Raw genomic sequence first — 23,167 nt, forward strand, 5'->3', positions numbered from 1 at the left:
TCCCGCTCAGCGGTCGCGTTCGCGGTCCCGGCGGGTGCCGGCGCACCCCTCCGGGGGCGCGGTCCGCGCGGGCCGCGCGGTCCTCACCATCAGCACCTCGTCGATACGGGCCTGGCTGAGCCGCTCCTCCAGCGAAGCGGCGGCCGCGATCATCAACTCTCCGCACAGTTCGATCTCGACGAGGGCGATGCGGTCCTGGACGGTCAGCACTCCGGCCATGGCCATCACCCCTTTCTGAGCCGACTTCCCAGCGTAGGGAAACGCGTACACGCCGCGCATGGCACGGACGGACCATTTCCCACTGGTTCCTGACGGTTCCTCTCGGCCCCCACGTGACCCCCGCCCGACTCCTACTCGACGCTCCCGGCGTAGATGTCGCCGAGCGGCGGCAGCGTCACCGACACCGGTGCGCCGAAGTCGTAGAGCAGCGTCGTCGACGCCACCTGGACCGTTTGCCCCTTGTTGGCGAAGCTGAACATCTCGCGCACCTTGCGCAGCCGGCCCCGGGCGTCGAAGTAGGCGTCGAAGGGCACACCGGGTCCGGCGAACCCTTTCGCCGCCGCGGCCAGCACCGCCCTGGCCTGCGGCGCCGCGTTCCGGGCGGCCACCGACAGATCGGCAATCCCCTTGTAGTGCCGCACCCGCGTACCGGCCAGCTCCTCCGTACCGGCGTACGCCACCCCGCGCGCCCCGCGCAGCAGCTCGGCCGCGACCAGCGGATCGGTCGCCCCGTTGGTCACCAGGTTCCCGTCGGAGAGTTTCGCCGGCTCGATCCGTACCCACTCACCGGCGGGCACATTGGCGCCCCTGTTCTTCATGTAGACCGCGGCGGGCGTGAGGAGTTCGGTGATCGGCGGATGCTCCTCGGCCCCCGCGGCATCCGGGGGCAGGACGACCCGGAGCCGGCCGCTGCGCCGCCTGAAGTCGAAACCGCCGGTGCCCCGGATGGTCACCCGCGTCCCGCCGGTCGCCATCGTCATCGCCGTCCTGGCCCGGGAGCTGCCGGCCCCGGCCAGGACGTGCGCGGCCTCCCGCACCGCCTCCGGCCCGCCGTTCCGGTCGTCGGCCGACGCCCCGGTCCCGGCCGTACAGCCACCGGCCCCCACCACCCCCGCCAGAGCGAATGCGGCACCGGCGAGCGCCCTGGCCCTGCCTCTGTACTGCTCCACCATCGCCTGCCAACCCCCAACGCCTGGCCAGTAATCGTCCGCGCCCGCCTCCTTCGCCTAACGACTTCCGTGAACCCTCGTCACGCCCCAGTACCGTGGACGGGTGCGCGACGACGACCCCCTGCGGAACCCCCGGCAGCACACCACCACGACCTCCGAACGCGGCTCCTTCTGCACGGCCCGCTGTGTCTGCGGCTGGACCGGCCCGGCCCGCCGCTCGCGCGAACGCGCCCGTACGGACGCGGCGGAGCACACGGCACAGACCTGAGACACCGTCGGCACGTCCGCCCCACCCCGCACCCACCGCCCGGTGACCGAACGGACGGTCGCGTCATGGAACCCGTACACCCGGGGTACTCGTCTCGTACGCCGGGAGGTTCACTCATGCAACGTCGCACTCTGCTCGCCGCCGTACCCGTCCTGGCCACCGCCGTCGCCTGCCGCAACACGAACAGTTCGGGCAATACGGGCAGTTCAGACCAGAAGCCGCCGGGCTCCACGACCGGTTCCACCACCACCAGGACCACACCCGGCAGCACCCCGCCCGGCACGACCGGCTCCGGCTCCATGCCGCGCGCGGCCGCCGACTGGACCGCACTCGCCCACGGGCTCGACGGCAAACTCATCCGCCCCGGCGACGCCGACTACCCCACGGCCCGTCAGCTCTACAACACCCGCTACGACAGCCTGAAGCCCGCAGCCGTCGCGTACATCGCGGGCGAGGACGACATCCGTGAGTGCCTCGCCTACGCGCGTGCGCACCACATACCCGTCTCGATACGCAACGGCGGCCACTCCTACGCCGGCTGGTCGTCCGGCAACGGCCGCCTCGTCATCGACGTGTCGAAGCTGTCCCATATATCGGCCGACGGCACGATCGGCGCGGGCGCCAAGCTGGTCGACGTGTACGAGACCCTCGGCAGGAGTTCCCGCGCCATCCCCGGCGGCTCCTGCCCCACGGTCGGCATCTCGGGGCTCACCCTCGGCGGCGGCCACGGTGTCGCCTCCCGTGCGTACGGCCTGACCTGCGACAGCCTCACCTCCGCCACCCTGATCACGGCCGACGGCAAGCGCCTGACGGCAAGCGCCAAGGAGAACAAGGACCTGTTCTGGGCGCTGCGCGGCGCGGGCAACGGCAACTTCGGCGTCGTCACCTCCATGACCTTCCGTACGCACGCGGCACCGCGGACCGTCTCCGCCTATATGTCCTGGCCCTGGTCGAAGGCGCACGCGGTCATCGACGCCTGGCAGAAGTGGGGCCCCGACCAGGCCGACGAGATCTGGTCGTCGGCACATCTGGAAGCCGCTTCGGGCGGAGGCACCCCGAGCGTCTCCGTCGCGGCGTTCTCGCTGGGCACGTACGGAGACCTCCAGAACGCGGTCGACCGCCTCGCCGACCAGGTGGGCGCCCCGGCCAGTTCCGTATCACTGCGCAGGCGCGGCTACGAGGACGCGATGCTCGTCTACGCGGGCTGCGCGAGCCTCAGCGAGAACCAGTGCCATCTGCCGGGTCCGACGCCCGGCCGCCGGACCGCGGGAACGCTGCGGCGCGAAACGTACGCCGCCGCTTCGGACTTCTACGACCGGATCCTCCCCGCGGACGGCATCGACGCCCTGCTCTCCAGGACCCGGGCCGTCGCCGGTCCGGGCACCACCCAGGGCGCGGGCTCGGTCGCGCTGACCGCGCTCGGCGGTGCGATCAACCGGGTCTCCCCCTCGGCCACCGCGTTCGTGCACCGGCGTTCACGGATGCTGGCCCAGTACATAGCGTCCTGGCAGCCCGGCACCGCGGGCACCACCCAGCAGGCCTGGCTCAAGGACACGCACCGGGCGATGGGCCCGTACGCGTCGGGGGGCGCCTACCAGAACTACATCGACCCGAAGCTGACGGACTGGCGGTCGGCGTACTACGGGGCGGGGGCGCCGAAACTCGCCGGGCTGAAGAAGCAGTACGACCCGCAGCGGCTGTTCGACTTCCCGCAGGCGCTCTGACAGGGGCGCCCCCGGCGCCGGGCCCGCCGTGCCGTGCTGCGCTGTGCCGTGTTGTGCTGTGCCGTGTTGTGCTGTGCTGTGCTGTGCCGACTGACCCGGCCACGCCGGATCGGGGTAAACCCCCAGGCCGGGGGCAGGAGTCAGCGGTAGGCACCACTGTCAGCACCAGGATCAACACCGGTACCGGCACCGGACGGCGGAGAGGCATGCATGGGCATGGAGCGACGGGCCGCACCGGAGCCCGGCGAGAGTCCCGCCCTTCCGTGGATCCCCCGCCCCGGCCGCCGCGCACCTGACCCACGCCCGGTGTCCGACGCCTGGTCACGTGGAGGGACGGCGCTGCGCCGCACCCCCGTCTCCCTGTGGAACGACGACGTGTCCGACTGGGCCGCCGCCCTCACCTACTACGCGATCCTCGCGCTGGTCCCCGCGCTCCTGGTCACCATTTCGGTCATCAGCCTCGTCGCCCCCACGACCACCGACGAACTCATCGCCGACGTCACCGCCTGGGCCCCCGCCGAATCCGGCACCGCTCTGCACCAGGCGCTCAGCCATGTCGCGGGCCAGCGCTCCGCCGCTCTGACCGTCCTGATCGGCGGCTCGTTCAGCGCGCTGTGGTCCGCCTCCAGCTACCTCGCGGTCTTCCGGCGCGCCCTGCACTCCATGTACGAGGTCAAGGACGAGCGCCCCGTCCTGCGCAAGGCGCACCGCATCCTGCTGACGGCCGTGGCCCTGCTCGGGCTACTGGTGGTGAGCGCGCTCGCCCTGGTGCTCAGCGGCTCCCTGGCCGCCTCGCTGGGCCACGCGCTGGGCCTGGGCAACGCGGGAACCGACGTCTGGAACCTGCTCAAATGGCCGGCCCTGCTCTGCTGTGTGGCCCTGCTGGTCCTGCTCCTCTTCCGCTCCGGACCACCCGCGGCCCGGACCTCCCACCGCGGCCTGCCCGGCGGCGTACTCGCGGCGCTGCTCTGGCTCATGGCGTCGGCGGGCTTCACGGCGTACGCGGCGGGGTTCGGCACGTACAGCAGGCTGTACGGATCGCTGGCCGGCGTCGTCGTGTTCCTGGTCTGGCTCTGGCTCTCCAACCTGGCCCTGCTGGCAGGAGCCCAGTTCAACGCGGAACTGACAAGGGATACCCGCGCGCCAAACTCAAGCCCGGCAAACTCAAGCCCGGCAAACTCAAGCCCGGCAAACTCAAGCCCGGCGAAATCAAGCCCGGCGAAACCAAGCCCGTCCGGCGATTGAGGACCGGGGCCCGGGGCAGAGCCCCGAAAACCCCGCACCCAACCGGCACCCCGCACCCCGCACCCCGCACCCCGCACCGGAACCTGTCACGCGGCCAGATCGTTCCGCCCGGACTCCGACCGCGCCTCCGGAATCTCCACCGCGGCAGCCGCCACCGTCCGCGTCCGCCGCGACCGCACCAGCATCCACGCCCGCTCGGACCGGGCGACGGCCCGCACCACCGGGGTCAGCAGCGCCATCGCGAACGGCGAGAGCAGCAGCGTCACCGCCGTCCCCAGCGCGAACCCGCCGACCACATCCGTCGGATAGTGCACGCCCATGAAGATCCGGCAGAACCCCTCGGCCAGCGCGAGCCCGATCGCGGCGAGCCCGAACTTCCGGTGCGCCACGAAGAGTCCGGCCCCGACCGCCATCGCGAGCGTCGCGTGATCGCTCACGAACGAGAAGTCGGTCTTGCCCTTCACCAGGACGTCGAGCCCCTGATGCTCGACGAACGGCCGGGCCCGGTGGACGAATCCGCGGATCGGTACGTTCACCAGAACAGCGATCCCGGCGGCCAGCGGCGCCCAGATGATCCCGGCGACGGCCGTCACGGCCGACTCGGTGTCCGGCCGCCTGCGCACGCTCCACCAGCACCCCAGCACCAGCAGCACCACCGCGAGCAGGATCCCGTACTCGCCGATGAACTCCATGGTCCGGTCCGCCCAGCCGGGGGCCGACTTCGCGAGGCCGTTGATGTCGTAGAGCAGCTGGACATCAAGGTTCGACCCATCGTTGGTGAGCCCAGCCATTCGCTGCCCCTTGCCTTTGCCTTCGCTCCACTGCGCGGCGTACGTCCGTGTAAGCCGCTGTACCAACCCCCGCGGTCAGTGCGCACTCTTGTAGGTGTCCCGGACAAGGGAACGCCCGGCACACCCGCGGCGTTCCGCTCTCTACCGAATGATCACCAGGCCGTTATCGAAGAGTGACTCATCGTCGCAGCTCAGAGGGGCCGGAGTTACAGCGAGTTCAAGCCAGGCGACGGACCGTCTCAGGCCTTCGACCCGTTTTTGGGCAGTGCATTTGCGCCATCCTGGGTGACGCGCGTGGCCCCGAAGTAGTCCGGCGAGTCGATCTTGTCGAAGCGGATCACCGACCCGGTGTACGGCGCGTCGATCATGTAACCGCCGCCCACGTACAGCCCCACGTGGTGGATGGCACGGGAGTTGGAGAGGTCGTTCGAGAAGAACACCAGATCCCCCGGCAGCAGCTGATCGCGGGACGGATGCTCCCCGGCGTTGTACTGGTCGTTGGCCACCCGCGGCAGCGTGATCCCGACGCTGTGGTACGCGGCCTGCGTCAGCCCCGAGCAGTCGAACCGCCCGCCCTGACTCGCGGTGCCGGTCCCGCCCCAGAGATACGGAGTACCGAGCTTCTGCTGCGCGTAGTAGATGGCCGCGGCGGCCTGCTGCGACGGAGCCACCCCGTTGACCGGCCTGGCGAAGCTCTTCTCCAGGGTGCGGATGACCTTGACGTAGTTCTGCGTCTCCCGGTACGGCGGGACCCCGCCGTGCTGGATGACGGCGTACGACCCCGCGTTGTACGCGGCGAGCATGTTGTCGCTCTGATCGCCCGGCACGTTCTTCACGTACTTGGCCAGTTCGCAGTCGTACGACGCGGCTGACGGAATCGCGTCGGCCGGATCCCAGATGTCCTTCTTGCCGTCGCCGTTGCCGTCGACACCGTGCGTCGCCCAGGTGCCGGGAATGAACTGGGCCATCCCCTGCGCGTTCGCCGGGCTCTTGGCCGTCGGATCCCAGCCGCTCTCCTGGTACAACTGCGCCGCGAGCAGTGCGGGGTTGAGCGCGGGACAGAGGTTGCCCCACTTCTGCACGGTCGCCTGGTAGGCGGCCGGCACGGCGCCCTTGGCCAGCGCGACGGTGGAACCGGTCCTGTCGATTCCGGCCGCGGCGGAGTACGTTCCGACGACGAGCAGGCCGATGAAGCCCAGACTCGCCCCGAACCCGATCCCGCCCATGACCAAGACTTTGCGCATCCCTCAACCCTCCCCCATTCGGCCCCGGTTCACTGCCTACTTCACTCGGAAACCCGAACAGCTGATGCTGGCGTAGTCCGTTGGGGTTGATTTGACGTGATCGGCTCCACCGGCCCGACCGGAACCACCGGATCCACCGGCCCGGAAGGCGCCGCCTCGCCCAGCCCCGCCAGCGCCCCGTAGAACGCGTCGTCCACCAGCGCCGCCCGCACCGAGCAGGCCGCGATGACCTCGGTGAGCGAGGGGCGGGCCGCCGGGTCCTTCGCCACGCAGCGGCCGATCAGCCCGGCCAGCTCCGGCTCGACGCCGCCCAGGTCGATCTCCTCGTGCACCACCCGGTAGCCGATCCCGGCCGGCTGCCCGCCCCCGAACGGCGCCCGCCCGGTCGCCGCGTACGCCATCGTCGAGCCCAGCGCGAAGACATCCGCCGCCGGTCCGACCTGATGCGTGATCAGGACCTCGGGCGCGGCGAAACCGGGGGTCCCGGGCGCGAGCCCCGTCTCGGTGAGCGCCGCGTCCCCCGTGCCGCGGGCGATCCCGAAGTCGATCAGCTTCGGGCCCTGCGCGGACAGGATGATGTTCTGCGGCTTGAGATCCCGGTGCGTCACTCCGTACGCATGGACACTCGCCAGCCCCTCGGCGAGCGCGGCGAACACTCCGCGGCAGGTCGCCACCGGGAACGGCCCACGACGGCGTACGGCATGACTGAGCGTCGGGCCCGACACATACTCGGTCGCCAGCCAGTACGGCGGCTCGGCCAGCGAGGCGTCGATCAGGTTCGCCGTGTACGCGCTGCGTACCGCCCGTACGGTCTCGACCTCACGGCGGAAGCGGCCGAGCGCCTCGGGATGGTCGGTGATCTCGTCCCGGATGACCTTGATCGCGACCAGCCGCCCACCGGGCGAACGCCCCAGATGGACCTGGCCCATGCCGCCCGCACCGAGCCTGGCGAGCAGTGCGTGCGCGCCTATCCGCGGCGGGTCGTGAGGTCTGAGTGCGTCCACTGGGCCCACTGTTTCAGCCGACCCGGCGCCAATCAAGGGGCGTTGGACCTCACGGCCGCCACGAACGCCCTCTCACCGCCGCACCCGCACACCGGCAACAGGGCTGCCCGTCACCGGCCGCCCGCGCCGCCCTGCCGCAGCTTCTTGAAGGTGTACGCGCCACCCCGCGCGGCCGGCACAGAGGTGCACCTGACCAGCAACCGCTCACCGCCCGCCCGGCCGGCGCTCCGGCCGGGCCGCCGGTACTCGACCACGTACGTGCCGTGCAGGACGACATGGCTGTCCGGGTCCAGTGAGCAGGTGAGCGTCGTACCGGTCTCGGTGCCCGTCCTGGCGGCGGCGGCCGGCGGGCCGGCCGCGGCCACGTCCTTGGTGGAGCCCGGCTCGGCCCCCGGCGCGGCCACCGGCTCCCGCACCGCCCGGAGCACGATGCCGCTGACCCGCGTACCGCTGCCCGTACCGCCGCCCAGCCGGCCGCCGGGCGCGGGGTGGACGAGGGCGGCGACGAATCCGTCGCCCGGGACCACCGCGGCGAAGTCACCGTCCCAGGACCAGCCGGACTCGACGTCGTACGACAGGTCGGCCGGGCTCATCCGGTCCAGGTCCACCTGGACCGCCGGCCCGGGAGCGGACTCCACCACCGACCCCGGCGCCGACGGGCCGGCGGCGAAGGCCAGGACCACCTGCCCCAGCGGGAAGACGACGTTCTGCCCCTGTCCGGGCAGCGGCAGCGCACAGACCGGCACCGGGGCGCCCCCCGCCGGGGCGGGCTGCGCCAGACCGCACGAGAGCGGTGTCGCGGTGGTGTCCGAGATGGTGACAGCCCCGGGCGTACCCCCGCCGATGACGGTGGAGCGCGCACCCGCGCCGACATCGAGGGTCTGCCCCGGCGAGACCCGGGTGAGGTCCACCCCCGCGAGCCGGGCACCGTCCGGGGTATCACCGGGCGTGACGAAGGCGTAGTACTGCTCGGTCCAGGCCAGTTCGGTCCGGGTCGTGTACGTGCTCGTGGAGCTCCACAGGACGGGCAGCCCCCCGGTGCTCTGCTCGCTCTGCACGGCCTTGAACATCAGCAGCCGGTGGCCGGAAGCAGTCAGCTGACGCACCGTCCCGGCAGGCATGTTGACCCGTACCGCGTACCGCACACCGGGAGCGGCGAACCGGTGCGCCGCGCTGCGGGCCGGCCCGGCGTGCGGGACGGGGCGTGCGGGACGGGCAGGCCGTTCGGACACAGCCCCCTCCGCCCGGCGCAGCAGCGCGGGCACCAGGGCGGCGGCACCCACTACCGCGCCGCCCGCGGAAACCTGCCGGAGAAAGGTGCGCCGGGACTGCTCAGCCATGGGATGTCCTCCGAGTCTCGCGGTGACGAGTGCCGCGGCACCAGGGCCGCCGGACCGGTCAGCGGGGCAGCCCCGCGGGCACCTCAGCACACCCCCGTACGGCACGGTGCGAGGCACACGGCCGGACCGGGACGCCTGCACCCGCACGGCCGAAGAACAGCCCCGGGAGGGAATAGACGGGCCGTCAGCCGGGCGCCGGGCGCAAACGGGACGGCTCCTCTTCCCCGACAGCCGCTTCCCCGGCAGCCGCATCATTGCCCGGCGTCACCCCCCGTGATACACAGAGTAACCATGCATGTTCGACCGAGCACGAGTCCGCGTCGCAGGTCAGAGCAGCATGTTCGGACAAATGCGCGGGCATGTGCGTAAAGAGAGCCGCCGGGTTACACACGGGGGCTGTTTCATCAGCGAAGATAGGGCGTGACCCGTGCACTGGAGCATGGGCACGAACTACCCGATAGGGGCGGTGAGTTACATGAACCTGGCAGCCGACAAGGGCGACATCAGCACCATCATCGGCGGAATCGCCCCCAACTGGGGGCCGTTCGGGAGCCTCGGCAACGAGGCACGGATCATGGTCGAGGTCGTGATGGCGGTCGCCATCCTGCTCTGCCTCGGCATCGCGATCTGGGGTGCGGCCAAGCAGCGTATCGGCGCCACCGCACTGCGGGACACCTTCAGCGCGGAACAGGGCAAGGGCCTGATCGTCGCCGGGCTCACCGGCGTATTCATCATCGGCTCGCTGGGAACCGTCTTCACCATCGTGTACGGGATGGCCGTCTGACCCCGCATCATCCGTCCCGCACTCCCCGGGCGTGCCCGGCCCACCCAGAGGTTGCGCATACCTGATGTCGAGTCACCACAGCCCGCCCGCGCGGGAACCAGCACAGTTACCGTCGTACTGCACGACGACACGGCAAACGGTTGAGGGGGCGTCCGCGGCATGAGTCTCGGAGACGAGAACAACTACGGCAGCGACGCGGGCCGCTCCGACGGCATGGGCGGCTCGGGCCAGACCCGTACGCGCCTGCCCGAGGGCGAGGGCGACCCTTACGGCGGCGCCAGACGCCCCGTACGCGCCTCACGCTCCCTCATCACGGTCGTGGGCGTCGTGGTGCTGCTCATCGCCGCCATCGCCTTCGCCAACCGCGGCAACGGCAGCAGCAGCGACGTGTCGGACGACAGCAACGGAGCGAAGCGGCCCGGCTCGAACGCCACAGCGGCCTCCGGCGTCAAACCGGTCACGGGCAGCAACAGCGGCATCGCATCCGGCTTCGCCCACACGAGCCAGGGGGCGCAGAGCGCTGCGGCGAACTATGCGGTGGTGCTGGTGTCGGCCGACATCCTGAAGCCCGCCCGCCGCGGGGACATCGTGAACAAGGTGTTCGTGCCCGACCAGGTCGACGCGTTCAAGAACAAGCTCGACAAGGCCTATGACAAGCAGCTCCTGGACAAGATCGGACTCGACGCCAACGGCAACGCCGGCAAGGGCCTGACCTATGTCTCACGCACCGCACCCGTCGGCACCAAAATCACGCAGCAGTCCGGCGACACCGCGACCGTCGCGGTCTGGTGCACGGGAGTGTTCGGCACAGCCGGCGTGGGCTCGACCAGCCCGGTGACCAGCGACTGGTTCACCATGACGCTCAAGCTCCAGTGGGTGAGCGACAACTGGAAGGTCCAGAGCTTCACCCAGAAGGACGGCCCGGCCCCGGTGAACACCGACAGCAAGGCCTCCACCGCCGACGAGATCGCCAAGGCAGTCGAGCAGTACGGAGGGTTCACCTATGCCCGCTAACCCACGCCGCGCGCTCACCGTCGCGGGAGCCCTCACCGCCGTACAGACAGCGGCGGTGCTGCTCTCCGCCCGCGCGTTCGCCGCCCCCTCACCGACGCCTTCACCGTCGTCGTCGGGCAAGGACGACTGCAGCCTCCTCATCGGCCCCGTCCGTGACCGCTGCGAAGGCACCGCGGGCGGCGGAGCCAGCAACACCCCCCCGGCCGACTCCCTGGACCCTCTCTCCTCCCTGGCCAAGGGCTGTGCCGACGCCGCCGCCTGGATCGTCGGCAAGCTCTCCGACGCGGTGAAGAGCACGGCCAACGTCGACTTCACCAACAGCTCCTTCCTCCGCCAGTACGCCGTCGTCTTCGCCGCCTCCACCATCCTCACGCTCGTCCTCTGGCTCCTCGCCGTGGCCAAGCGCGCCGTCCGCGGCGTCCCCCTCACCACCGCGCTCTCCGAGGCCATCGGCTTCCTCTGGCTGACCGTCATCGCCTCCGCCTTCACCCCGCTGATCCTCTACACACTGGTCTCGGCGACCGACAGCGTCACCGAGGTCATCGCATCGGCCACCGGCGGCAAGAACGACGTCTTCTTCGGGGCCTTCGCCGAGGCGCTCAAGAAGGGCTCCGACATCGGCGGCGGCCCGATCATGCTGATCGTCACCTCCCTGGTGTCGATCCTCGCCGCCGGCGTCCTCTGGCTCGAACTCGTCATCAGGGCCGCCCTCCTGTACGCCGGCGCCCTCCTCGGCACCGTCGTCTACGCGGGCCTCGTCGACAAGAACATGTGGGGCCACGTCCGCCGCTGGGCCGGCATCATGATCGCGGTGATCATGGTCAAACCGGTCATCGTGATCGTGCTCGGCCTCGCCGGCGCGCTCTCCTCCGGCAAGGGCCCCGACTCCTTCTCCGCCGTCGTCTCCGGCCTCGCGATCATCCTGCTCGCCATCTTCGCCAGCGGCATGATCTACCGCTTCGTCCCCGGCTTCGGTGACGAGGTCGCCGCCTCCCGCACCAACCGCAAGTCCGCGACCGACGGCGCCCAGGCCGCCGCCATGATCAGCTCGCCCGCCGCGCTCGTGTCCCAGGGCATCAAGACCCACAGCAGCCGCGGCGGGGGCGGCGGAAACGACAGCGGGAGCGGCGGAGGCGGCGGCGGACGCCCCGCCAACCCCATCTCCGGAGGCGTGGCGGCCCACAGCAGCCGCGGCGGCTCCGGCGGACAGAGCGGCCAGGGCGGCGGAACCGGCGGAAAGATCCCCAACGCCGCGTCCCCGCCCCGTAACAAGCCGAGCAGCTCCGGAACCCACAGCACACGCAACAACGGCACAGGAGGAGGAGGGCGTTGACGACCCAGTCCCAGCCGGTCGCGCCCCGCCGCACGTATCTGATCGGCCGCGCCCGGCCATCGGCGATCGTCGGCAAGAACCGCGAGACGGGCGAGATCGCACTGATCATCGCGGGCGCCTTCCTCGGCATGATGTGCGGACTCCTCGTCCCCGTCCTGCCCCTGCGCATCGTGACGCTGACCGGCTTCCCGATGCTGGCCCTCGCCGCGGTGTACGTCCCGTACAAGCACCGCACGTTCTACAAGTGGTTCGAGATCAACCGCAGCTACAAGCGCTCCCTGCGCCGCGGCACCGCCTACCGCTCCCCCACCATGGAAGCGGGCATCGCACTCGACGGCCGCGAGGTCGAGATCGGCCCGCCGCCCGGCATCGGCAGGATCAACTGGCTGGCGGCCCCCTTCGGCCCCGACGAGATCGCCGTACTCCTGCACGCCGACCGGCGCACCGTCACCGCCGCCATCGAGATCGAGGGCCCCGGCGTCGGCCTGCGCGACTCGGAGGACCAGGAAGCCCTGGTGGACCGGTTCGGCACCCTGCTCAAGCATGTGGCCAACGGCGACGGATTCGTCACCCGCCTGCAGATCCTCGCCCGCACCCTCCCCGCCGACCCGGACGCACACGCCAAGGACGTCGCCCAGCGCGGCGACCCCCGCGCCCCCGGCTGGCTCCAGGACTCGTACGACCAGCTCGCCTCCATGGTCTCCACCTCCAGCGAGCAGCACCGCGCGTACCTGGTGGCCTGTATGCACTTCACCCGCGAACTGGCGTCCGAAGCCCACGCCATGGCCCGCGCCGCCCGGCCCGCCGCAGGCCGCCGCCTCGACAAGGACGCCGGCCTCGCCGTCGTCATGGCCCGCGAACTCACCGACATCTGCGCCCGCCTCGCCGAGGCGGACATCCGGGTACGCCAGCCCCTCGGCCAGGGACGGCTCTCCTCGCTCGTGCACTCCATGTACGACCCGGACCACCCCATCGACCACATCCAGGCCATGACGAAGCGCAACGCCTGGCCCGCCGAGCTCGACGCCGTCGAACCCACCTACCTCCAGGCCAAGACCCGCGAGTCCTCCACCCGTGCACCCTGGTGCCACGCCACCGCCTGGGTGAAGGAGTGGCCGATGACCCCCGTCGGCGTCAACTTCCTCGCCCCGCTGCTCGTCCACACCCCGGACGTGATCCGTACGGTCGCGGTCTGCATGGACCTCGAACCGACCGAGGTCGCCATCGAGCGCATGCTCACCGAGAAGACCAACGACGAGGCCGAAGCATCCCGCGCCGCCAAGATGAACCGGACCGTCGACCCACGCGACGTCGCCACCCACGGCCGCCTCGACCAGCGCGGCGAAGACCTCGCCAGCGGCGCGGCAGGCGTCAACCTGGTCGGGTACATCACGGTCTCGTCCCGCTCACCCGAAGCACTGGCCCGCGACAAGCGGACCATCCGCGCATCGGCCGGCAAGTCGTATCTCAAGCTCGAATGGTGCGACCGCGAGCACCACCGCGCCTTTGTGAATACGCTGCCGTTCGCGACCGGCATCCGCCGATAGGGGCCCTGTGATGCGAGATCCGATGTCAGCCGTCACCGACGCCTTCGCCGCGTTCCTCTTCGGCAAGGTCGAGACGACGCGCCTCCCCGTCCGTACGTCGACGGGCCAGGCCCAGGCGGTCTACCTGCCGACGGCCGCCCCCGGTCTCGGCGACTCCGGCGTGATCATCGGCCGCGAGGTCTACTCGGGCAAGGGGTACATCTACGACCCCTTCCAGCTGTACGGACAGCAGCTGCCCGCCCCGCACTGGCTGGTGCTCGGCGAATCCGGCAACGGCAAATCCTCCCTGGAGAAGACCTACGTCCTGCGCCAACTGCGCTTCAAGGACCGCCAGGTCGTCGTCCTCGACGCCCAGGGCGAGGACGGCGCCGGTGAATGGGCCCTCATCGCCCAGCAGCTGGGTATAACCCCCATCCGGCTGGACGCGATGGCCGCGCTCGACCACGGCATCCGGCTCAACCCGCTGGATCCGGCCATCGCCACCACGGGCCAGCTGGCCCTGCTCCGTACGATCATCGAAGTCGCCATGGGCCACGGCCTGGACGAACGCTCGGGCTTCGCGCTCAAGGTGGCGCACGCGTACGTCAACGAGACCATCACCGACCGCCAGCCGGTCCTCACCGACATCGTCGAGCAACTCCGCCACCCGGAACCGGAGTCGGCGGAGGCGATGAACGTCGGTATAGACGATGTACGGGCCTGGGGCCTGGACGTCGCCCTCGTCCTGGACCGCCTGGTGGACGGTGACCTGCGCGGCATGTTCGACGGCCCGACCTCGGTCGGTATCGACCTGGACGCCCCGCTGATCGTCTTCGACCTGTCCCACATCGACCGCAACTCCATCGCCATGCCCATCCTGATGGCGATCGTCGGTGTCTGGCTGGAACACACCTGGATCCGCCCCGACCGCAAGAAGCGCATCTTCCTCGTCGAAGAGGCCTGGCACATCATCAACAGCCCCTTCGTGGCACAGCTCTTCCAGCGCCTGCTGAAGTTCGGCCGGCGCCTGGGCCTGTCGTTCGTCGCGGTGGTCCACCACCTCTCGGACGTGGTGGACGGCGCCGCCGCCCGGGAAGCGGCGGCCATCCTGAAGATGGCGTCGACCCGGACCATCTACGCCCAGAAGGCCGACGAGGCACGGGCGACGGGCCGCGTCCTGGGCCTGCCGCGCTGGGCCGTCGAGATCATCCCGACCCTGACCCCGGGCATCGCGGTCTGGGACGTCAACGGCAACGTCCAGGTCGTCAAACACCTGATCACCGAGGCCGAACGCCCCCTCGTCTTCACCGACCGCGCCATGACCGAGTCGTCCACCCCGGAAGCCGACGACGCGCTGACCCTCCAACTGGAGACGGAGGCGGAGGAACGAGCGGCCAGGATCGAGCGGCAGCTGAACGAGTCCTCAGAGTCGACGGTGGCCTGATATGCACGACACCCCGCACCATGGGCACCACCAGCAGCACGAGCACCACAACCGGCACCACCCAGCTCACCACCCAGCGCACCAGCAGCCGTCCCAGCCGCAGTCACGCGGCATCCCGGACGGGCTGCTGATCGCGCTGATCGTCTTCCTGCTCGGCCTGACCCTCCTGGTCTGGCTGGCCACGGGCCTCGCCGCCGTCTTCGCCCACGGCGCCTGGCCGGACGGCGTGACCGTGACACACACCCCGGTGGCCATGCGCGAACTGGCCGCGTCCCCGCACGACCTCGCCGCCGCCTGGCCGGACACCCCACCGGGCCGGCTCTCCGGATACGGGTTGTTCTGGGGCCTGCTCATCAGCGAAGTCCTGGTCCTGCTGGTGCTGACCGTCTTCGTCCTCGGCACGCTCACCCGCTGGCGCGCGGTACGCAACGCCCGCCGGACAGCCACAACCGGCACACCACACGTCGCGCCCCCGAGGTCACCGGAGCGGACCGCGCCACAGAGCACCGACCAGACCGTCCCCACCGAGCAGACCCAACAGCCTCAACAAGCTCAACAGCCTCAACATCCCCAACAGGTCGAGCACACCGAGCAGTTCATGCAGCCCGGCCTGCTGGCCGAGGCTGCTGCCACCCCCACAGGCGCCACCGACCGCCCCGCCGGAACAGCGCCGGCCACCCCCGCACCGGCCCCCACAGCCACCCCCGACCCGATCGCCCCCGCCCCGGCTGCCGCCGACGCCCTCCTCCCGGTGCCCCTGGTCCGCTTCGGGCCCGCCCCGGTACGCCGGGCCGCCGCTGTCCAGGCCGTGAGCGACGCGGCCGGCCCCGCACTCGTCGTCACCTCCTCCCCCGCTGTCTGGTCGGAGACGAAGGACGCCCGGGCCAAGCTCGGCCCCGTACTCGTCTACGACCCCGGCCACCTCTGCGACACCCCCGCCCGCCTCCACTGGTCCCCCACGAGCGGCTGCGAGGACGCCGACACCGCCGCCGCCCGCGCCGTCGCGCTGCTCGCACCGGTCCGTCCGACCGCCCGCATCGACACGACCATGGCCGACACCGCCGAGACGCTCCTGAGCAGCTGGCTGCACGCCGCAGCCGTCGACGGCCGCCCGTTCCGGCAGGTCCACCGCTGGGCCCAGGGCGCCGGCCAGGCCCAGGAGGCGGTACGCATCCTGCGCACCCACGCACGGGCGCGCTCCGGATCGGCAGGCCTCCTGGAGTCGGCGCTCACCGCCCACCCCGAACGCCGCGAGGTCGCCCAGGAGCTGACGGCCCGTGCACTGAGCGCACTCTCCTCGATCCACATCCGCGAAGCCTGCACACCGAACCGAACCGATACGGTCACGCTGGAATCATTCATCCACGAGGGGGGCACTCTCTATGTGGTGGGTGAAGCAATCGAGGACCCGCGCACGCACCCCGGCGCCATGCCGTTTCTCACCGCACTCGCCTCCAGCGTGGTCGAGCACGGCCGCCGCTTGGCCGCACGGTCAACTGACGGTCGGCTCGACCCACCAATGACGCTCGTCCTGGACGATGTCGCCGCGGTGGCCCCGTTCCCGTATCTGCCGGAGCTGCTCACATCCGGCCACGAGCAGGGTCTGCATCCGCTGGCACTGCTCCGCTCCCGCGAACAGGCGCGCAACCGCTGGCCCCACCAGGAACTGCCCGACGCCACACCCTTCTGACGGCGCTCAACCTCCGTACGGGAGACGCCGGAAGGAGCGGGGAAGGCGCCAGCGGGAGCGGCTGGCGGGGACGGACCAGCGGGGAACGGCGCTACTCCCAGTCCCAGTCGATCCCCACCCGCCCCGGCCGTACCTCCTGCTCCACGGTATGGACGGACCGGTACAGACCGCTGAGCGTCAGATCCCGCCGGGCCCCCCGTACCGTCCCTGCCGTGGCCTGCGCGAAGCGCCGGCACCGCACCGGAAGCGCATGTTCGTCGAAGCGGACCTGCAGGACGTACTGCCCACCGGCGAAACTGAATCCGCGCACATACTCGCTGCTAGGCCCCCCGGTGCCGTCCTCGAACCCGTACCCGAACACATAGGTCTCCCCCGCCCGCAGCCGGGCGTCGAACAGCAGCTCCGCGACGACCACCCCGGTCTCCCGCTCCCACCGCACCCGCCCCGTACGGCAGTTCTCCCCGGCCAGGACCTCCACCCGCCCGGGGTCGCATCCAGGATCTCCGTGGTGGATGGCCACATAGCGGTCCACCCCGTCCCGGTGGGCGCGGACGACATGCTGCGACGAGCGGCCGACCAGCCGCCGGTCGGCCCCGATCCGCACCGCCTCGTGGTGACCCACTGTGTGGAGCCCGCCGTCCGCCGGGCTCCCCATCCCGGCGAGCAGCCCCTCCAGCACAGCGGCACCCGCGACCAGCGAACGGTACGAACGACCGGCCGGCCGTTCACTCGTACCGCGTGGCCCACCACCCGCAGGCCCGCCGCCCCCGTCAGCAAGCAGCCGTACCAATGAACCGGCGGGCAGCCGCAGCACCTCCTCCAGTGCGCTCACCGCCCGCAGCGACTCGGCCCGCCGGGGCCGCCGCACCCCCTGCTGCCAGTAACTGAGGCTCGTTACACCGACTTTGATGCCCCGGCTCGCCAGATGATGCTGGACCCGGTGCAGCGGCAGCCCCCGCACGGCGAGAGCAGTACGCAGCGCGAGATGGAAAGGGCCGGTGTGCAGGGCCCGGGCGAGTTCCGAACCGGCGGCAGCCAGCGGATCCCGCCCCGTGATCCGTTCCATCAGGCGCCCCTCCGGTTCCGGTGAACATTCACGGCGGACAGCGGAGCAGCGCAGCGGACGGAGCCGACCGTGCAGGTGGAGAGGGGGGCCGTTCACAACCGGCCACGCGCCATTCACAGTGCCGTGCCGTCGCGTATTCAACCGCGTTGACCGGCACGCAACAACACCCGATGCTCACCACAGCGTCCGGACGCGCTCCTCCAATCCACCCCCACCACGGGAGGAACACGATGCGCACCCACAGGAGACGGCTGTCCCTGGCCGCCATCGCCACCGCGGCAGCCCTGTTCACCCTGCCCATCTCCACGGCGGCAGCCACCCCCACGACCGTGCCAGCGGCGGCGGGAGCCAAACGCCTCGACATCACCATGCAGGAGCAGCAGCAGACCAACTGGTGCTGGGCCGCGACGGGCAACACCATCGCCGGCTGGTACGGCCGCGACTACAGCCAGAACCAGTTCTGCAACGCCGCGTTCGGCCGCAGCCAGAACGGCAACTGCCCCAACGACCAGGCCACCCTCGCCAACGTCCAGGACGGCCTCGACTGGGCCGGTATCAGCCCGGGTTCCTATGTCACCGGCTGGCTCCAGTCGTCCACCGTACAGACCGAGATCAACGCCGGCCGCCCCATCGCCGACCGCATCCAGTGGTCGAGCGGCGGCGGGCACATGAATGTCGTCTACGGGTACGACACGGCCGGCGACTGGGTCTACTGGGGCGACCCCTGGCCGTCGGACAACCGCTACAACTGGGCCGCCCACGACTGGTACGTCAGCAACAACGAGTTCTCCTGGACCCACTCGCTCTACCGGATCGGGGCGTGACCACCATGCAGAGACGCCTCACGCGCCCCGCCCCGTACGGCCGCACCCTCCTACGAGCGGCCCTCGCCGGAGCCGCGGCCACCGCGGCACTCGCCCTCGCCCCCGGGGCCTCCGCGGCCGACCACTCCACCGGCCCCACCGCGCACCTCACCGATTCCGCAGCCGGCCGCAGCGCCGCACAGCACACAGCGGCATCCCCCGCCACTCTGCACACGCTGGCACGCTTCTTCGCGGACTCGGGCACTCACCCCGCAACGCCGTCGGCGGCCTCCGGCCCGGCCCCGCAGATCAAGGGCCCGGCCGTGCCCGTCTACACACTCTCCCCGGACTTCGTCGCAGCCCGCTCCGGCGCCCCTGTCGCGCGGCTGGACTTCCTGGCCAGTACCGCGGTCTCCGCCGACGGCCGGAAGGCATCGGTGTGGACCGTCCCGCAGGGGACCTCCTGGCAGGTCGTGAACATCGCCACCGGCGACGACGAGACGCACTACGCGGCGAAGGGCGCCGCGAAACTGCCCGGCGGCACCGTCTTCCGTGAGCCGCAGATCAACGCCTGGTACGTCATGAAGGGGACGCGGATCCTGCCCCTGGACACCGAGGCCGTACACGCGGTCGGCGCCCGCGGAACGACACTCGCCGCGTACCGGCACCGAGTGCACAAGGCGTACGGCGACAAGCTCCCGGGCTCGGCGTACGCGAAGAAGGGCGAGGCGGGAGGCTACGCCGACAGCACCGGCACCCATCACACCGCGAACCGCACCACCGCGGCCGCCGGGTCCGCCGGCTCGACGCCCGGCTCGGCCGGGACGTCGCTGATGGCGGGCGGGGCGGGGGCCCTGGTACTGGGACTCGGCGCGCTGTTCGTCCGCCGCACGGCCCGTCACACCGGCCGGTCGACCACCATCTCCAGCTCACGGTCCCCCGCGTCGCCGGGGGCCGGGACGGAGTAACCGGTCGGTACGAAACCGATCTTGCGGTAGAAGCCGGCAGCCCGGCCGTTGGCCTGGTGCACGAAGAGCCGCACCCGCTCGACCCGCGGCTCGTCCAGCGACCAGGCCCACTCCATCGCCGCCCGGAAGAGCTCCTGGGTGAGACCCGCTCCACGGAACTCGGGCCGCACGTACACACCGACCAGATGTGCCTGCGATACGGAGTTCACTTCCCCGAAGATCCCCTCGGTCCCGACGGGTTCGACCAGCACGACCACCGTGCCGGACCACGACCCGTCGGGCCCCTCCGCGATGAACTGCCGTGCAGCACCACCGTGCGAGGCCCCGGCCGCCCGGTCCTGCCAGAAGGAATCAGGGCGGGCTGTGGCCGCTTCATAGGTTTCGAGATAGGCGATGGGCGCTGCGGGATCCTGGAGCGCGACCAGCCGCAGCTCCTTGACCTTGAGCCACTCATCAGCCCGCACAGGCCGTATGACGTCTTCCATGCCGGGATCCTGCCAGACAGACCCGCAGGACTGCACACGAATTTGAACTGCACGTGGACGCAAAAATGCCTCAACCCCGGACCATAACGGTCCGGGGTTGAGGCTAAAAATTGTTCGGCGGCGTCCTACTCTCCCACAGGGTCCCCCCTGCAGTACCATCGGCGCTGAAAGGCTTAGCTTCCGGGTTCGGAATGTAACCGGGCGTTTCCCTAACGCAATGACCACCGAAACACTATGAAATTAACCAACACCGGATACAACACGGTCGTTCGTTATTTCAGAACTAACACAGTGGACGCGAGCAACTGAGGACAAGCCCTCGGCCTATTAGTACCAGTCAGCTCCACCCGTTACCGGGCTTCCACATCTGGCCTATCAACCCAGTCGTCTACTGGGAGCCTTAACCCCTCAAAGGGGGTGGGAATACTCATCTCGAAGCAGGCTTCCCGCTTAGATGCTTTCAGCGGTTATCCTTTCCGAACGTAGCCAACCAGCCATGCCCTTGGCAGGACAACTGGCACACCAGAGGTTCGTCCGTCCCGGTCCTCTCGTACTAGGGACAGCCCTTCTCAATATTCCTACGCGCGCAGAGGATAGGGACCGAACTGTCTCACGACGTTCTAAACCCAGCTCGCGTACCGCTTTAATGGGCGAACAGCCCAACCCTTGGGACCGACTCCAGCCCCAGGATGCGACGAGCCGACATCGAGGTGCCAAACCATCCCGTCGATATGGACTCTTGGGGAAGATCAGCCTGTTATCCCCGGGGTACCTTTTATCCGTTGAGCGACAGCGCTTCCACAAGCCACTGCCGGATCACTAGTCCCGACTTTCGTCCCTGCTCGACCCGTCGGTCTCACAGTCAAGCTCCCTTGTGCACTTACACTCAACACCTGATTGCCAACCAGGCTGAGGGAACCTTTGGGCGCCTCCGTTACTCTTTAGGAGGCAACCGCCCCAGTTAAACTACCCATCAGACACTGTCCCTGATCCGGATCACGGACCGAGGTTAGACATCCAGCACGACCAGAGTGGTATTTCAACGACGACTCCACAACCACTGGCGTGGCCGCTTCAAAGTCTCCCACCTATCCTACACAAGCCGAACCGAACACCAATATCAAACTGTAGTAAAGGTCCCGGGGTCTTTCCGTCCTTCTGCGCGAAACGAGCATCTTTACTCGTAGTGCAATTTCACCGGGCCTATGGTTGAGACAGTCGAGAAGTCGTTACGCCATTCGTGCAGGTCGGAACTTACCCGACAAGGAATTTCGCTACCTTAGGATGGTTATAGTTACCACCGCCGTTTACTGGCGCTTAAGTTCTCAGCTTCGCAACCCCGAAAGGTCACTAACCGGTCCCCTTAACGTTCCAGCACCGGGCAGGCGTCAGTCCGTATACATCGCCTTACGGCTTCGCACGGACCTGTGTTTTTAGTAAACAGTCGCTTCTCGCTGGTCTCTGCGGCCACCCCCAGCTCATGGAGTAAATCCAATCACCAGGAATGGCCCCCCTTCTCCCGAAGTTACGGGGGCATTTTGCCGAGTTCCTTAACCATAGTTCACCCGAACGCCTCGGTATTCTCTACCTGACCACCTGAGTCGGTTTAGGGTACGGGCCGCCATGAAACTCGCTAGAGGCTTTTCTCGACAGCATAGGATCATCCACTTCACCACAATCGGCTCGGCATCAGGTCTCACCCACATGTCATCCGGATTTACCTGGATAACGGGCTACACCCTTACCCCGGGACAACCACCGCCCGGGCTGGACTACCTTCCTGCGTCACCCCATCGCTTACCTACTACCACCTTGGTTCAGCGGCTCCACCACTCCCCTTTCCCCGAAGGGTCCAGGACGGCTTCACGGCCTTAGCATTAATGGGCTCAGTATTGGGCGTTTCAAAGCGGGTACCGGAATATCAACCGGTTGTCCATCGACTACGCCTGTCGGCCTCGCCTTAGGTCCCGACTTACCCTGGGCAGATCAGCTTGACCCAGGAACCCTTAGTCAATCGGCGCACACGTTTCTCACGTGTGTATCGCTACTCATGCCTGCATTCTCACTCGTGAACCGTCCACAACTCGCTTCCGCGGCTGCTTCACCCGGCACACGACGCTCCCCTACCCATCCCAGCCCCCGTTGGGGGTATGTGCTGGAATGACACGACTTCGGCGGTACGCTTGAGCCCCGCTACATTGTCGGCGCGGAATCACTTGACCAGTGAGCTATTACGCACTCTTTCAAGGATGGCTGCTTCTAAGCCAACCTCCTGGTTGTCTCTGCGACTCCACATCCTTTTCCACTTAGCGTACGCTTAGGGGCCTTAGTCGATGCTCTGGGCTGTTTCCCTCTCGACCATGGAGCTTATCCCCCACAGTCTCACTGCCGCGCTCTCACTTACCGGCATTCGGAGTTTGGCTAAGGTCAGTAACCCGGTAGGGCCCATCGCCTATCCAGTGCTCTACCTCCGGCAAGAAACACACGACGCTGCACCTAAATGCATTTCGGGGAGAACCAGCTATCACGGAGTTTGATTGGCCTTTCACCCCTAACCACAGGTCATCCCCCAGGTTTTCAACCCTGGTGGGTTCGGTCCTCCACGACCTCTTACAGCCGCTTCAACCTGCCCATGGCTAGATCACTCCGCTTCGGGTCTAGAGCGTGCAACTCAAACGCCCTATTAGGACTCGCTTTCGCTACGGCTTCCCCACACGGGTTAACCTCGCTACACACCGCTAACTCGCAGGCTCATTCTTCAAAAGGCACGCAGTCACGACCCACATTCCGAAGAACATGAGCGACGCTCCCACGGCTTGTAGGCACACGGTTTCAGGTACTATTTCACTCCGCTCCCGCGGTACTTTTCACCATTCCCTCACGGTACTATCCGCTATCGGTCACCAGGGAATATTTAGGCTTAGCGGGTGGTCCCGCCAGATTCACACGGGATTTCTCGGGCCCCGTGCTACTTGGGAGTCACACAAGCAAGCCGTTGATGTTTCAGCTACGGGGGTCTTACCCTCTACGCCGGACCTTTCGCATGTCCTTCGCCTACACCAACGGTTTCTGACTTGCCCAACAGCCGGCAGACTATTGAAGTGCAATCCCACAACCCCGCATGCGCAACCCCTGCCGGGTATCACACACATACGGTTTGGCCTCATCCGGTTTCGCTCGCCACTACTCCCGGAATCACGGTTGTTTTCTCTTCCTGAGGGTACTGAGATGTTTCACTTCCCCTCGTTCCCTCCACATGCCCTATGTGT

The 23,167-nt window shown here is 68.9% G+C and carries 19 protein-coding genes and 2 rRNA genes (1 of these 21 only partly in view); 11 read left to right on the top strand and 10 right to left on the bottom strand.

Features of this window, described 5'->3' with window-relative positions:
- Positions 1–6: 6 nt before the first annotated feature.
- The gene (locus OHB13_RS17190) at positions 7–219 is read right to left on the bottom strand and encodes a hypothetical protein (protein ID WP_266855457.1); all 213 of its coding nucleotides are present in this window, start codon (positions 217–219) and stop codon (positions 7–9) included.
- A gap of 131 nt (positions 220–350) precedes the next feature.
- Entirely contained in the window at positions 351–1,172 is an 822-nt protein-coding gene (locus OHB13_RS17195; RefSeq protein ID WP_266855456.1) for a hypothetical protein, read from the bottom strand.
- Between the two features lie 100 nt (positions 1,173–1,272).
- On the opposite strand from OHB13_RS17195, the gene OHB13_RS17200 reads away from it, so the two are divergent.
- The 3 genes from OHB13_RS17200 (at position 1,273) to OHB13_RS17210 (ending at position 4,406) form a co-directional block, all read left to right on the top strand.
- Positions 1,273–1,437 carry a hypothetical protein gene (locus tag OHB13_RS17200; RefSeq protein ID WP_266855455.1) on the top strand — a complete coding sequence of 55 codons (165 nt, stop codon included), beginning with the start codon at positions 1,273–1,275 and terminating at the stop codon, positions 1,435–1,437.
- Positions 1,438–1,553: 116 nt separating this feature from the next.
- Positions 1,554–3,161, top strand: coding sequence for an FAD-binding oxidoreductase (locus OHB13_RS17205; RefSeq protein ID WP_328377703.1), 1,608 nt, complete (start codon positions 1,554–1,556; stop codon positions 3,159–3,161).
- Positions 3,162–3,371: 210 nt separating this feature from the next.
- On the top strand, positions 3,372–4,406 hold the full coding sequence (locus OHB13_RS17210; RefSeq protein WP_443062951.1) for a YihY/virulence factor BrkB family protein: 1,035 nt from the start codon (positions 3,372–3,374) through the stop codon (positions 4,404–4,406).
- An 86-nt stretch (positions 4,407–4,492) separates the two neighbouring features.
- Here OHB13_RS17210 and OHB13_RS17215 read toward each other — a convergent pair whose 3' ends face one another.
- From OHB13_RS17215 to OHB13_RS17230, 4 genes are all read right to left on the bottom strand, one after another.
- Complete coding sequence (locus tag OHB13_RS17215) at positions 4,493–5,197, bottom strand: phosphatase PAP2 family protein (protein WP_266855452.1); 705 nt, start codon at positions 5,195–5,197, stop codon at positions 4,493–4,495.
- Positions 5,198–5,436: 239 nt separating this feature from the next.
- A complete protein-coding gene (locus OHB13_RS17220) occupies positions 5,437–6,441 on the bottom strand; it encodes a C40 family peptidase (RefSeq protein WP_266855451.1) in 1,005 nt (334 codons plus the stop codon).
- Positions 6,442–6,482: 41 nt separating this feature from the next.
- Positions 6,483–7,445 (bottom strand): serine/threonine-protein kinase, encoded by a 963-nt coding sequence (locus OHB13_RS17225; protein WP_328377705.1) that lies wholly within the window; start codon positions 7,443–7,445, stop codon positions 6,483–6,485.
- 110 nt (positions 7,446–7,555) lie between these two features.
- Complete coding sequence (locus OHB13_RS17230; protein WP_328377706.1) at positions 7,556–8,785, bottom strand: hypothetical protein; 1,230 nt, start codon at positions 8,783–8,785, stop codon at positions 7,556–7,558.
- 475 nt (positions 8,786–9,260) lie between these two features.
- Between OHB13_RS17230 and OHB13_RS17235 the strand changes: the two genes are divergently transcribed.
- The 6 genes from OHB13_RS17235 (at position 9,261) to OHB13_RS17260 (ending at position 16,576) form a co-directional block, all read left to right on the top strand.
- A complete protein-coding gene (locus tag OHB13_RS17235; protein ID WP_164265700.1) occupies positions 9,261–9,569 on the top strand; it encodes a hypothetical protein in 309 nt (102 codons plus the stop codon).
- A 159-nt stretch (positions 9,570–9,728) separates the two neighbouring features.
- Entirely contained in the window at positions 9,729–10,583 is an 855-nt protein-coding gene (locus tag OHB13_RS17240; protein WP_328377707.1) for a hypothetical protein, read from the top strand.
- Positions 10,573–11,916 (top strand): hypothetical protein, encoded by a 1,344-nt coding sequence (locus OHB13_RS17245; protein ID WP_328377708.1) that lies wholly within the window; start codon positions 10,573–10,575, stop codon positions 11,914–11,916. Before OHB13_RS17240 ends, OHB13_RS17245 begins: the two co-directional genes overlap by 11 nt.
- Positions 11,913–13,463, top strand: a complete 1,551-nt coding sequence (locus OHB13_RS17250) for an SCO6880 family protein (protein ID WP_266855446.1) — start codon at positions 11,913–11,915, stop codon at positions 13,461–13,463. Before OHB13_RS17245 ends, OHB13_RS17250 begins: the two co-directional genes overlap by 4 nt.
- 10 nt (positions 13,464–13,473) lie before the next feature.
- Positions 13,474–14,886, top strand: coding sequence for an ATP-binding protein (locus OHB13_RS17255; protein WP_266855445.1), 1,413 nt, complete (start codon positions 13,474–13,476; stop codon positions 14,884–14,886).
- Between the two features lies 1 nt (position 14,887).
- Positions 14,888–16,576, top strand: a complete 1,689-nt coding sequence (locus tag OHB13_RS17260; protein ID WP_328377709.1) for a type IV secretory system conjugative DNA transfer family protein — start codon at positions 14,888–14,890, stop codon at positions 16,574–16,576.
- A gap of 91 nt (positions 16,577–16,667) precedes the next feature.
- On the opposite strand, the gene OHB13_RS17265 is transcribed toward OHB13_RS17260, so the two are convergent.
- On the bottom strand, positions 16,668–17,642 hold the full coding sequence (locus tag OHB13_RS17265) for a hypothetical protein (RefSeq protein ID WP_328377710.1): 975 nt from the start codon (positions 17,640–17,642) through the stop codon (positions 16,668–16,670).
- Positions 17,643–17,872: 230 nt separating this feature from the next.
- Between OHB13_RS17265 and OHB13_RS17270 the strand changes: the two genes are divergently transcribed.
- The gene (locus OHB13_RS17270; RefSeq protein ID WP_328377711.1) at positions 17,873–18,466 is read left to right on the top strand and encodes a papain-like cysteine protease family protein; all 594 of its coding nucleotides are present in this window, start codon (positions 17,873–17,875) and stop codon (positions 18,464–18,466) included.
- A gap of 5 nt (positions 18,467–18,471) precedes the next feature.
- Positions 18,472–19,413 (top strand): hypothetical protein, encoded by a 942-nt coding sequence (locus OHB13_RS17275; RefSeq protein ID WP_328380313.1) that lies wholly within the window; start codon positions 18,472–18,474, stop codon positions 19,411–19,413.
- Here the strand turns inward: OHB13_RS17275 and OHB13_RS17280 are convergent.
- From OHB13_RS17280 to OHB13_RS17290, 3 genes are all read right to left on the bottom strand, one after another.
- Positions 19,344–19,898, bottom strand: coding sequence for a GNAT family N-acetyltransferase (locus OHB13_RS17280; protein ID WP_328377712.1), 555 nt, complete (start codon positions 19,896–19,898; stop codon positions 19,344–19,346). The genes OHB13_RS17275 and OHB13_RS17280 overlap by 70 nt on opposite strands.
- A 112-nt stretch (positions 19,899–20,010) precedes the next feature.
- A 5S ribosomal RNA gene (gene rrf, locus OHB13_RS17285) occupies positions 20,011–20,127 on the bottom strand.
- A 78-nt stretch (positions 20,128–20,205) separates the two neighbouring features.
- Positions 20,206–23,167: ribosomal RNA gene (locus OHB13_RS17290) — 23S ribosomal RNA — on the bottom strand (it continues 162 nt past the right edge of the window).

The sequence above is a fragment of the Streptomyces sp. NBC_00440 genome, from assembly GCF_036014215.1.
Classification (GTDB): domain Bacteria; phylum Actinomycetota; class Actinomycetes; order Streptomycetales; family Streptomycetaceae; genus Streptomyces.